Source organism: Neobacillus solisequens (assembly GCF_051233465.1).
Lineage (GTDB): Bacteria > Bacillota > Bacilli > Bacillales > Cytobacillaceae > Neobacillus.
In genome coordinates this window covers 17952-30553 of the sequence record NZ_JBKFGJ010000030.1, presented here as the reverse complement: position 1 = coordinate 30553, position 12602 = coordinate 17952, and the positions used below count along the sequence as shown (strand labels likewise).

Genomic DNA, 12602 nt, shown 5'->3' with positions numbered 1-12602 from the left:
AAGTGGTTCGCTCGACTTGCATGTATTAGGCACGCCGCCAGCGTTCGTCCTGAGCCAGGATCAAACTCTCCAAAAAGAGTGATTAGCTCATAAAATAAAACGTTGGCTTCATTTCGTTAAAAATGAATATTATTGTTTGTTGACGTTCTTGTTTGTTTAGTTTTCAAAGATCAATTTTTTCCGTCGCTCAGAGGCGACTTTATTAATATACCACCTGTGTTTTAATAAGTCAACACTCTTTTTGATATTTTTACTTTAAATATAGAAAAAAGCATTTTAATTAAATGCTACAGAATTCCGTTTCCTTAGTGGTGAGTTTAGTTTACCTACCAGAATGAATAAACACACGGGACTTAGTAGATCCTCTACAAAATAAAGGAACACCCCAAAGGTGCTCCTTTATCATATTCTTATTCTTCGTTTTCTGAAGTGTCTTCTTGAACCTCTTCAGCTGAATTTTCCAATTCAGCTTCTGTTCCGTCGATTTCTTCCTCAGATTCTTCCTCTTTTTCTACCATCGCAGCCGTTGCGACATATTCATTTTCGCTGACGCCGAGGCTGATTAGCTTGACACCTTGTGTGTTTCGGCCCATTTTTGAAATGCCGGCAACTTCTGTCCGAATTAGAACTCCGCCCGTAGTAATCAACATTATATCTTCTTCACCAGTTACAGCTCTCATTGAAACTAGCTGTCCATTTTTATCTGTAATGTGGCATGTTCTAATTCCTTTACCGCCTCTGCCCTGAATTCGGTATTCAGCTGCTGCGGTTCGTTTTCCATAGCCATTTTTCGTTACAATGAGGACATCGTTATCTTCCTCAAGTACTTCCATTCCAACGACAGCATCATCTTCATCAAGTGTAATTCCTTTTACCCCTGTTGCTGTACGTCCCATTGAACGTACATCTGTTTCAGGGAAACGGATCAGCATACCATTTTGAGTTCCGATAATAATATGTTTATCCCCATCTGTTAAACGAACGGAGATCAATTCATCGCCTTCTCTTAAACTTAAAGCAATTAAACCATTGTTACGAATATTGGCGAATGAAGTTAACGGGGATCGCTTAGAGATCCCTTCCTTTGTTGTGAAGAATAAGAACCAATCATCGACGAATTCCTCTACAGGAATGATTGCGTTGACCCATTCTCCTTTTTCAATTCCTAAAAGATTGATGATTGGAATTCCCTTAGCCGTCCGGCTGAATTCTGGAATTTCATATCCTTTAGAACGATAAACCTTGCCCTTATTGGTAAAGAACAAAATGGTATCATGGGTTGAAGTGGTGATTAAATGCTCGACAAAGTCATCCTCATTTGTTCCCATTCCTTGAATGCCACGTCCACCACGTCTCTGTGCACGATAAGTAGAAACTGGCAAACGCTTGATGTATCCATTATGGGTAAGGGAAATAACAATATTTTCACGTGGGATTAAATCCTCATCTTCAATATTTTCAAGTCCGCCCATTACTATTTCAGTGCGACGAGTATCGTTGAAGCGTTCTTTGATTTCCAGTAATTCCGCACGGATAATTTCTAGAACCTTTTCTTCATCAGCTAAAATTGCTTTTAATTCAGCAATTAACTTCACAAGATCTTGGTATTCGCCTTCAATTTTTTCTCGCTCTAATCCAGTTAACCGTTGTAGACGCATGTCCAAGATTGCCTGTGCTTGTTTTTCTGAAAGGCTAAACTGTGTCATTAACCCTTCACGGGCAATATCCGTTGTTTGCGAGTTTCGGATTAGGGTAATAACTTCATCTAAGTGATCAAGTGCGATACGCAAGCCCTCTAAAATATGGGCTCTTGCCTCTGCTTTACGTAATTCAAATTCTGTACGGCGTCGAATGACTACCTTTTGATGGTCAAGATAATGTTGTAAGCACTGCTTAAGGCCTAACACCTTCGGCTGGCCGTTAACTAGGGCCAATGTGTTAATACCAAAACTTGTTTGAAGTGCTGTGTGTTTGTATAAATTATTTAAGAGTACATTGGCATTGGCATCTTTACGTACCTCAATTACGATCCTCATTCCTCTGCGGTCGGATTCATCTCTTAAGTCGGTAATACCCTCAAGTTTTTTCTCGCGCGCTAATTCAGCTATTCTTTCAACTAATCTTGCTTTATTTACTTGATAAGGAATTTCTTTGACGATAATGACTTCTTTACCATTGCTCTTTTGTTCAATCTCTACTTTAGCTCTTATGGTGATTGAACCTCTTCCTGTTTCATAAGCTTTACGAATTCCGCTCCTGCCCAGGATCATTCCGCCTGTTGGGAAATCAGGACCAGGGATGATTTCCATAAGCTCTTGAGTAGTCATTTCAGGATCGTGGCTAATAGCTAGGACTCCATCAATAACTTCTCCAAGCTGATGTGGTGGAATATTTGTTGCCATCCCTACGGCAATACCAGTTGTTCCGTTGACTAATAAGTTAGGGAAACGAGCTGGGAGAACAACCGGTTCTCTTTCCTCCCCGTCATAGTTGTCTTGATAATCAATGGTATCCTTGTTAATATCTCTTAATAATTCCATTGAAATTTTGGACATTCTTGATTCTGTGTAACGCATTGCTGCAGCGGAGTCTCCATCTACAGAACCAAAGTTTCCATGTCCATCAACGAGCATATAACGGTAGTTGAAGTCCTGTGCCATCCGGACCATCGTTTCGTAAACAGCAGAATCACCGTGCGGGTGATATTTACCAATAACGTCTCCGACAATACGAGCCGATTTTTTATATGGTTTGTCCGCATGAATTCCTAGATCATGCATAGCATATAAAATACGGCGGTGAACCGGCTTCAATCCATCCCGAACATCGGGAAGGGCACGTGAAACGATAACACTCATTGCATAGTCAAGAAAGGAAGTTTTCATTTCCTGACTTATATTTATCTCTTTAATTTGGGAATTTGGTGTTTCACCCATACTTGGTACCTCCTATGAGGGTGTGTCATTCTACACACCCGGCTATCTGGGTATAAAGAAAAAGGAGGATAGCGGTCTAACCTCTACCCTTATATATATCAAATTTTTCTATTTGTCTTATTTCAGTTACCAGGCATCTATGCTTTTCTTGGTTAAATATCTAAATTCTTAACATATTGCGCATTTGCTTCAATGAAATTACGGCGCGGTTCAACTTTATCTCCCATCAACATCTCAAAGGTTTCATCCGCTTCGATTGCATCTTCTAAACTGACCTGAAGCATTGTCCGAGTCGCCGGATCCATGGTTGTTTCCCATAATTGTTCAGGATTCATCTCTCCTAAACCTTTATAACGCTGAATATTAGGCTTCGGTTGGGCTGGAAGCTCTGCAAAAATACGTTCCAATTCCTTATCATTATAGGCGTATTCAATCCGCTTACCCTGTTGCACCTTGTACAATGGCGGCTGGGCAATATACACATATCCAACCTCCAGTATTTTCCTCATATAACGATAGAAGAAGGTTAAAAGTAAAGTACGAATATGAGCACCGTCAACATCAGCATCAGTCATAATGACAACTTTATGGTAACGTGCTTTCGCGATATCAAAATCCTCACCTATACCTGTTCCAATTGCCGTGATCATAGCTCTAACCTCATTGTTGGAAAGAATCCTGTCAAGGCGCGCCTTTTCTACGTTTAAAATTTTTCCACGTAACGGTAAAATCGCTTGGAAGTGCCTGTCACGGCCTTGTTTGGCTGATCCACCTGCTGAATCACCCTCAACAATGTACAACTCACTTTCTATTGGGTCCCTTGAGGAACAATCTGCTAATTTCCCAGGCAAACTTGATACCTCTAAAGCACTTTTACGTCGAGTTAACTCCCTTGCCTTCTTTGCTGCAAGTCTTGCTCTCGCTGCCATTAAGCCTTTATCAACAATTTTCCTGGCAACTGTAGGATTTTCTAATAAAAACTTCTCAAAATGATTCGCAAAAACTGTATCGGTGATCGCTCTTACTTCAGAGTTTCCGAGTTTTGTTTTAGTTTGCCCTTCAAATTGCGGATCAGGGTGCTTAATCGAAACAATAGCGGTTATTCCTTCTCGGACGTCTTCTCCGGAAAGATTCGTTTCATTTTCCTTTATAAGACTATTTTTTCTTGCATAGTCATTAATAACTCGAGTCAACGCTGTTTTAAAACCTGATTCATGGGTTCCACCCTCATAGGTATGAATATTGTTAGCGAAAGAATAGATATTTTCCGTATAACCTTCGTTATATTGAATAGCAACTTCTACGCTAATCCCATCCCGTTCACCTTCGATATCAATTGGTTCTTCATGAATAACTTCCTTGGTACGGTTTAAATGCTCTACATATGATTTAATACCGCCTTCGTAATGATATTCATTCCGTTTATTTTCTACACGCTTATCTTCAATCGTGATCTTAATGCCACGGTTAAGGAAGGCAAGTTCACGTAGGCGGGTGGCAAGAATATCAAATTCATATACTAACGTTTCCGTAAAAATTTCCCCATCAGGTTGGAAATGAGTGATCGTACCAGTTGTATCTGTGTCGCCAATTATTTTTAAGTCAGCTACTGGTACTCCTCGTTCATACTTTTGATAATAAACATGACCATCACGATGAACAAAAACCTCTAAATAGGTGGAAAGGGCGTTTACAACAGAAGCACCTACACCGTGCAATCCACCGGAAACTTTATAGCCTCCGCCGCCAAATTTCCCTCCTGCATGGAGAACTGTCATAATGACCTCTACCGCAGGTCTGCCCATTTTTTCTTGAATATCTACTGGAATTCCACGTCCATTATCTTTTACGGTAATACTATTATCTTCCTCGATGATGACATTGATTTCTGAACAGAAGCCCGCAAGCGCTTCGTCAATACTGTTATCTACAATTTCCCAAACAAGATGATGCAGACCTTTGCCGCTGGTTGACCCAATATACATCCCCGGTCTTTTTCGAACCGCTTCAAGTCCTTCTAATACTTGAATCTGACTGGCATCATATTCCTGTTCTTGAACTGATTTTTGATCCATTGTCACTAGATTCACCTGCACTTTCTGCCAAAATAAAACAATAAAATTTATAATATAATTTCTTGTATATGGTTTGAACGTTTCTTTAATGTAACAGAAGCAATGGGGGATAAATAGATTTTGTCAAACGTAATTACAACTGATTTAAAGGGCCCTTTTGATAGGTTAATGACTTTCTCTTTGTGATGGGATAAAAATTCTGCGGCCATATCTGATTGATTGACACTATCTTTATCTAAAATAGTAATAATATCTGCCGCTCTAATATTGAGATCTTCCCCGATATGAATATACATACTCCACCTCAATCAACTTGCTTGATAGTACCAGACTGAACTTCAAAGGTTGATGCCTCTTTTAATGTCTGATGATCAATTCCATCCACACTGGTAGTCGTGACAAAGGTTTGAACCTTTCCCTGAATGGTATTTAGCAAATGTGATTGGCGATAATCATCTAATTCCGATAGCACGTCATCTAGTAGCAATATTGGATACTCACCAATTTCAGAGTGAATTAATTCTATTTCCGCTAATTTCACTGACAGGGCCGTTGTCCGTTGCTGCCCCTGAGATCCAAATGTTTGAACATCTCTGTCATTCACAAAAAATAGTAAGTCATCACGATGTGGTCCAAATAAGGTGGTCCCTCGCTCTTTTTCTCGTGTTCGAACCTTTCCGAACTTTTCCTCAAAGCTATTAACCATTTTCGACAAATCTTGTTCTTCTAATACCTCAACGGAGGGTTTGTAATGAATTTCAAGTTTTTCAAGTCCTCGTGAAATTCCATGATGGATGGGTTTTGCCCATTGCTCCAGCAAATGAAGGAATTCAAATCGTTTCACTACAATCCGTACAGCCATTTGAATAAATTGATCTGTTAAAATTTCAAGCATGGTCTCATTTGTTTGTTTTTTGACCTGCATCATTTTTAGATAATGATTACGCTGCTGAAGAATCTTTTGATATTGGCTTATCTCGTGTAGATAAAGAGGGGAAATCTGTCCGATTTCCATATCAATAAAACGTCGTCGAACTTGAGGACTACCTTTTACCAAGTTAAGATCCTCAGGCGCAAACATGACCACGTTCATATTTCCAACGTATTGACTTAATTTTTGCTGCTCAATATGATTAAGCCGTGCTTTTTTACCCTTTTTTGAAATCACTAATTGCAACGGCAATGAACTATGCTGTTTTTGTACCCTACCTTCTATTTTAGCATAATCTTGATCCCAGCGAATAAGATCTTTATCATTTGATGTTCGGTGAGATTTTGCCATGGCTAATACATAGATTGACTCCATGACATTGGTTTTCCCTTGGGCATTTTCACCTAAGATGACATTTACCTTATTTTCAAATTCAATGGACAAATCTTCATAATTCCGATAATTTTTTAGTGCCAATTTTTCAATATACATGTAAACGTCGTCCTTTAGTTACTCTGTAATGGTAAACTCCCCAAATCCCGGTATTTTAACATGATCGCCGGCCCGAAGTTTTCTCCCTCTTCTTTGGTCTTGTTCACCATTAATAAATACTTCATGTTCACCCAAAAACCACTTTGCCATGCCGCCAGTTTGAATGACATCTGCCAGCTTTAAAAATTGCCCTAAAGTAATAAATTCCGTATCTAGCTTTATTTTCTCAGCCATCTGTGTCACCTTCGTTCTTTAAATGGTCTCAATACTTTATTTTACTAAATATTTGATTAGGTTACAAAGGAATCTCAAAAAATCTCTGTTATACAAAAAATGTAAAGAAAGCCACCATAAAAAAGGTGGCATCTCTAGTATTAACTATTTAGTAAGTCCTTACAGGCAAAATAAGCTGCAAAATGGTTTCATCATGAAGTGGGCGGATTAAGAATGGTCGCATAGCTCCAGTAAAACTAACTCTAATATCCGTTCCTTCCAAAGCTTTTAAGGCATCCATCATGTATTTTGCACTAAAGGAAATTTTTAATTCTTCACCTTCAATGGATTCACTTTGAATTTCCTCAACTACTTTACCGATTTCAGGAGTGTTGGAGGAAATTTCAATAATTCCATTTTCAACAGTCGAGAGCTTTACAACATTATTTCTGCCTTCGCGAGCCAGAAGGGAAGCACGATCGATAGCTTGAAGGAATTCCTTCGTATTTACTGTCACATCGGTTTTGCTCTCATTCGGAATTAGTCTAGATGTATCTGGATAATTGCCTTCTAATAATCTTGAGAAAAATAGCAAATGCTTAGCCTTAAATAAGATTTGATTTTCAGTAATAACGATATCTACTGATTCATTCGAATCATCAATAATTTTGCTTAGTTCATTTAAGCTTTTTCCAGGAATGACAACATTGTAACTCTCATTATTTTCTGTTTCAATTTTCGCTTTTCGAAGTGCAAGACGATGGCTATCTGTTGCAATACAGGTCAATTCCCCGTTTTCAACCTTCCAGTTTACACCTGTCAAGATGGGGCGTGTTTCTGACGTGGACACAGCAAAATGTGTTTGTCGGATCATCGCCTTTAATAGATCAGTGGCAATATGAAATTTATTTTTCTCCTCAATTTGCGGTAGGTGAGGGTACTCTTCCGCATCAAGACCAATCAAGTTAAATTCAGACTTCCCTGAACGAATAACGGTTTGCAAGGAACCTAATACTTCAATCTCAACAGAGTCTGTAGGAAGTTTTTTTACGATTTCACTGAAAAATCTCGCTTGAAGGACAATTGCTCCTGTTTGTTTGATTTCAACAATTTCATCGCCAGATTCCTCTTTTGGGATAAAGGATTCAATTGAAATATCAGAATCACTTCCTGTTAAGGTTACTCCTTCTGCCGTAGTTGTAATTTTTATTCCTGTTAAGATGGGTATGGTTGTTCTTGATGTAACTGCCTTCATAACATCCTGGACACTTTGTACCAGACGGTCCCGTTGGATAATAAATTTCATGATTAGTTCCTCCGTTAAATACATATTTTTAAATGCGTTAGCATATAATAATATTTTTAAAAAAAATAATAGAAGTACTAGTAGGGCTTGTTAGTATGTGGATAACTGCAATTTCAATGGAAACACAGCCTATCCACATGTGGACAGACTGTGTATAAAGTTGTAAAAGTTATTCACATTTAAATTAGATTTTTAACATCTCATTTAGTTCTTTCATTTGTTTCTGCAGCTGCGGATCAGTTGAAAGCAAATTTGAAATTTTTTCGTGTGCGTGAATGACAGTGGTATGATCCCGACCTCCAAACTCTTCTCCTATTTTCGGCAAAGAGTAGTCTGTTAATTCACGAGATAAATACATGGCAATTTGGCGTGGGAAGGCAATAGATTTCGTCCTCTTTTTCGCCTTAAAATCCTCAAGTTTGATATTAAAGTGTTCACCCACAGCTTTTTGGATATCATGAATGGAAATGACTTTTGGTTTAGAACTTGGAATAATATCCTTAAGAGCCTCTGCTGCCAAATCTGCATTTATATCCTTATTAATTAAAGAAGAGTAGGCAACTACCCGAATTAGCGCCCCTTCAAGTTCACGAATATTAGAATCAATTTGGTTGGCAATATAAAGCATGACTTCGTTAGGAATATCGAGTCCTTCAGCTTTTGCCTTTTTGCGCAGAATGGCAATCCGTGTTTCCAAATCAGGTGGTGTAATATCTGTAATTAAGCCCCATTCAAAGCGGGAACGAAGGCGGTCTTCTAGTGTAGGAATTTCTCTTGGCGGCCGGTCACTTGAGATGACGATCTGTTTACTCTCCTCATGAAGGGCATTAAACGTATGGAAAAATTCCTCCTGGGTTGATTCTTTTCCAGCTAGAAACTGAATATCATCAATAAGCAGAACATCTACATTTCGATATTTGTTTCGAAAACTTTCTGCCTTATTGTCACGAATGGAATTAATAAATTCATTCGTGAATTTTTCAGATGATAAATAAACCACTTTAGCAGATGGATTATGATCTAGTACATAATGGCCAATTGCATGCATTAAGTGTGTTTTCCCTAAACCAACTCCCCCATATATAAACAATGGGTTGTATGCCTTTGCTGGAGCTTCCGCTACCGCGAGCGATGCAGCATGGGCAAATCGGTTGCCGGATCCAATGACAAAAGTGTCAAATATATATTTTGGATTTAGGATGTTAGGCTGGAATTCAGTATGTTCTTCCTCTTTTTTCACCTTTTTAGGCGGCGTAGGAATATCAAAGTCCTCTTCCTTTTGATTTTGCGGAATGATAAATTTTACAGCTAACTCTTCCCCGGTAATTTCATATAAAATTTCCGAAATTAACTGGGAGTAGCGTTCTTCAAGCCAATCGCGGGCAAATTCATTTGGAGCAGTAATAACAAGCAGATCTCCTTGAAGGGAATGAGCTTTAGTGGATTTAAGCCAAGTATCAAAGCTTGGTTTACTAATTTTCTTCTCAATATTAGTGAGAGCCGCATTCCAAAGGTCCGCAATATTTTCCAACTGTTTTCCCTCCTTTTTAACAGCAAAAAAATTTAAATTATTTATGTGAAATAGCTTTTTTGGGCAATGTAAAAAGAGCCATTCAAATATAAAGTTTCTATATCTTTAAGTTGTTCAATTTTGCAAAAGTTATCGTGAAAAAATATTAGCAACGTCAAAGTAAACCTATGAATTTATAAATATACGAAACGTTGGTTGTGGAAAACATATAATAAGGATAAAAAGTGGAGTTTCGACAATATCCACCTCTTGTGGACAAGTTTTTACAGAGCCTCTTAATAATCTATCCACACACTATCCACAATTTGTGGATAATTATTTATCGAATAAAGTTATCCAGAGTGAAAACACCAATATAATATCAAATAATAGCAGGGGATGCAATGCTTTTTCAAAGTTTATCCACAAGGCTTATAACATGTGCATATAATTTGTCCACAGGTTGATAGTTTGTGCAAAACCTGTCAATATCTAGTGTGGATAGCGAAAAAAATGTCGAAATGTTATCCACAGATTTGTTTTTTTGAAATGGGAGACCGATTAGTTCGTAATAGTAAAGCTCCTGGAATGGTGATCAACATCCAATGAAAAAAACAGGAAATATTATCAAAATGGGAAGAATAGTTGACAAATGAATTTAGACATCTTTATAATAAGTAAGACTGTCATTTGAAGAACAAAGAGCATCCTTTTGGGGAGGTGTCATATAATGAAAAGAACATATCAACCAAATAAACGTAAGCACAGTAAAGTTCATGGTTTCCGTAGCCGCATGAGCTCAGCGAACGGACGTAAAGTTCTAGCTCGTCGCCGTCGTAAAGGAAGAAAAGTATTATCAGCATAGACCACTGAAACGTCTCAGTGGTCTTTTTTCTAATTAAAGGCTGGAGCCGGAAATGGAATGTTAGAAAACCCTGGGTGGATTGAAGGTGTGTTGAAGTGAAGAAGGAATACCGAATAAAGAAGAATCAGGATTTTCAAGTTGTTTTTCAACGTGGGCGATCTTTTGCCAACCGACAATTTGTCGTGTACTCCTTGCCAAAGGAAGGCCAAGGACATTTTCGAATAGGTTTATCCGTTAGCAAAAAGCTTGGGAATGCTGTAATGAGAAATAGAATAAAAAGATGTGTCAGACAAGCTGTTTTTGAATTAAAGGGCCAAATGGAACAAGGCAATGATTATGTCATCATTGCTAGGAAGCCTGTGGTTGAAATGGACTTTTTTGAAATGAAAAGCAGCTTGACTCATGTCTTGAAGGTCGGCAAGGTACTAAAAAAGGGGTAATGATCTCTAGTTGCAACAAATTTTACTTATGCAATGGAGACAAGAATGTGGGAAAAATGTTAAAATATTCACTAGAAATCAATTTCATACATAATGGAGACTCCCCACAAATGTTCTAGATAACGTTTATACAATATTTTTGAGGAGGAAAATTTGATTGAAAAAACGAATATTACCGCTATTCGCTATGCTTTCTTTGTTTTTATTTTTAACTGGATGCAGCCAAATTAATCAACCAATTACCGCAGAGAGTACGGGTTTTTGGAATGAATATATTGTTTACCCATTATCATGGTTTATTTTAGAGGTAGCACATTTATTAGGCGGCAGTTATGGCTGGTCGATTATTGTTGTTACGATTATCATTAGATTAGTTATATTGCCTTTAATGATAAAACAAACGAAGAGTTCAAAGGCAATGCAGGCCTTGCAGCCTGAGATGTTAAAGTTAAAAGAGAAATACAGCTCTAAGGATCAAAAAACCCAGCAGACGCTGCAGCAGGAAACGATGGCCTTATACCAAAAGCATGGCGTGAATCCTATGGCTGGGTGTTTTCCATTATTAATCCAAATGCCAATTTTAATTGGTTTTTATCATGCCATTTCGAGAACTGAAGCATTAAAAAATGGTATGTTCCTTTGGTTTGACCTTGGTGAAAAGGATCCTTTTTATATTCTTCCAATTGTTGCAGGGATCACTACATTTATCCAGCAAAAAATGATGATGGCTGGCACGGAAAATCAAAACCCGCAAATGGCGATGATGGTATGGACGATGCCAATTATGATTGTCATTTTTGCTTTGAACTTCCCGGCGGCACTTTCACTATATTGGGTTGTCGGTAATATTTTTATGATTGTCCAAACTTATTTTATTAAAGGGCCGGATCTGAAGGCTTCAGCTTCCGGTAATGCGGGAGGAGCAAAAAAGTGAAACAGGTAACTGCTACAGGACAAACAGTCGAAGAGGCAGTAGAACAAGCTTTAGCTCAATTACAGATCACCAAAGATCGCGCAGATGTTGACATCATTGATGAAGGTAAGAAAGGTATTTTTGGTATTTTCGGTTCACGGCCTGCTGTGGTAAAGGTAACAGTTGTCATTGATCCAATTGAAGAGGCGGAAAAATTCCTTAAACAAATCAGTGAACAAATGGGAGCACCAGCAGAAGTTGAGGTTAAACGAGATGGAAAACAAGTTCATTATATCTTAACTGGTGAGAAAATTGCCCTGTTGATTGGTAAACGTGGACAAACCTTAAATTCACTTCAATATTTAACGCAGTTAGTGATAAACCGCCATTCAGATCAATATTTTACAGTTATTTTGGATGCTGAGGATTATCGAAATAGGAGAAATGATACTCTTATTCAGCTGGCTCAGCGCCTTGCACAAAAGGCAATTAAGTCAGGGAAAGACGTTACTCTTGAACCAATGCCATCGTATGAGCGAAAAGTAATTCATACTGCCTTATCAGAGAACAAACGGATTAAAACCTTCTCAGATGGATCTGAACCACATCGCCATGTTGTCATTTCCCCAATGAGAAGAGGATTTTAATAGTACATGTATACATCCTGTCCTGAAGACAGGGTGTTTTTTTTGTTCTGCAAAGGAACTTGCTTAAAAATATCCTATTTCTAACATATTGTTTTAAATTTTTGTTTTATTGTTATCCACAAGTGGATAAGTTAAAATAATACAGATAAGCTTATGAACTTGTGGATAAAATCAGGTCAGTTTAATGAAAAGCTGACTTTTTTGTGATATTCTATTTTTTTAGGATAAAATGCAATATTTTTGATATATAAAAGTAATGTGAGTGAGATGAGAG

Annotated in this window: 11 protein-coding genes and 1 rRNA gene; 4 read left to right on the top strand and 8 right to left on the bottom strand. The window is 38.0% G+C overall.

The genetic code is table 11. From position 1 onward, the window contains the following. From ACI3K6_RS22725 to dnaA, 8 genes are all read right to left on the bottom strand, one after another. Positions 1-76: ribosomal RNA gene (locus ACI3K6_RS22725) — 16S ribosomal RNA — on the bottom strand; the annotation flags it as partial. A gap of 334 nt (positions 77-410) precedes the next feature. Continuing rightward, a complete protein-coding gene (gyrA, locus tag ACI3K6_RS22720) occupies positions 411-2936 on the bottom strand; it encodes a DNA gyrase subunit A (RefSeq protein ID WP_435556601.1) in 2526 nt (841 codons plus the stop codon). A 152-nt stretch (positions 2937-3088) separates the two neighbouring features. Then, positions 3089-5011, bottom strand: coding sequence for a DNA topoisomerase (ATP-hydrolyzing) subunit B (gene gyrB / locus ACI3K6_RS22715; RefSeq protein ID WP_435556600.1), 1923 nt, complete (start codon positions 5009-5011; stop codon positions 3089-3091). Positions 5012-5058: 47 nt separating this feature from the next. Then, entirely contained in the window at positions 5059-5307 is a 249-nt protein-coding gene (gene remB, locus ACI3K6_RS22710) for an extracellular matrix regulator RemB (RefSeq protein ID WP_435556599.1), read from the bottom strand. Positions 5308-5315: 8 nt separating this feature from the next. Further along, positions 5316-6434, bottom strand: a complete 1119-nt coding sequence (recF, locus tag ACI3K6_RS22705) for a DNA replication/repair protein RecF (RefSeq protein ID WP_435556598.1) — start codon at positions 6432-6434, stop codon at positions 5316-5318. A gap of 18 nt (positions 6435-6452) precedes the next feature. After that, on the bottom strand, positions 6453-6668 hold the full coding sequence (yaaA, locus tag ACI3K6_RS22700) for a S4 domain-containing protein YaaA (protein ID WP_435556597.1): 216 nt from the start codon (positions 6666-6668) through the stop codon (positions 6453-6455). A gap of 148 nt (positions 6669-6816) precedes the next feature. Beyond that, on the bottom strand, positions 6817-7953 hold the full coding sequence (dnaN, locus tag ACI3K6_RS22695; protein ID WP_335479477.1) for a DNA polymerase III subunit beta: 1137 nt from the start codon (positions 7951-7953) through the stop codon (positions 6817-6819). A gap of 184 nt (positions 7954-8137) precedes the next feature. Continuing rightward, complete coding sequence (gene dnaA, locus ACI3K6_RS22690; protein WP_435556596.1) at positions 8138-9484, bottom strand: chromosomal replication initiator protein DnaA; 1347 nt, start codon at positions 9482-9484, stop codon at positions 8138-8140. Between the two features lie 709 nt (positions 9485-10193). Here dnaA and rpmH point away from each other — a divergent pair. The 4 genes from rpmH (at position 10194) to jag (ending at position 12328) form a co-directional block, all read left to right on the top strand. Beyond that, positions 10194-10328 carry a 50S ribosomal protein L34 gene (rpmH, locus tag ACI3K6_RS22685; protein WP_066059809.1) on the top strand — a complete coding sequence of 45 codons (135 nt, stop codon included), beginning with the start codon at positions 10194-10196 and terminating at the stop codon, positions 10326-10328. A gap of 95 nt (positions 10329-10423) precedes the next feature. Then, a complete protein-coding gene (gene rnpA / locus ACI3K6_RS22680; protein WP_335479471.1) occupies positions 10424-10768 on the top strand; it encodes a ribonuclease P protein component in 345 nt (114 codons plus the stop codon). A 157-nt stretch (positions 10769-10925) separates the two neighbouring features. Further along, positions 10926-11702, top strand: a complete 777-nt coding sequence (gene spoIIIJ / locus ACI3K6_RS22675; RefSeq protein WP_435556595.1) for a YidC family membrane integrase SpoIIIJ — start codon at positions 10926-10928, stop codon at positions 11700-11702. Beyond that, on the top strand, positions 11699-12328 hold the full coding sequence (gene jag, locus ACI3K6_RS22670; protein ID WP_335479467.1) for an RNA-binding cell elongation regulator Jag/EloR: 630 nt from the start codon (positions 11699-11701) through the stop codon (positions 12326-12328). The genes spoIIIJ and jag overlap by 4 nt, the downstream gene beginning before the upstream one ends. Positions 12329-12602 lie beyond the last annotated feature (274 nt).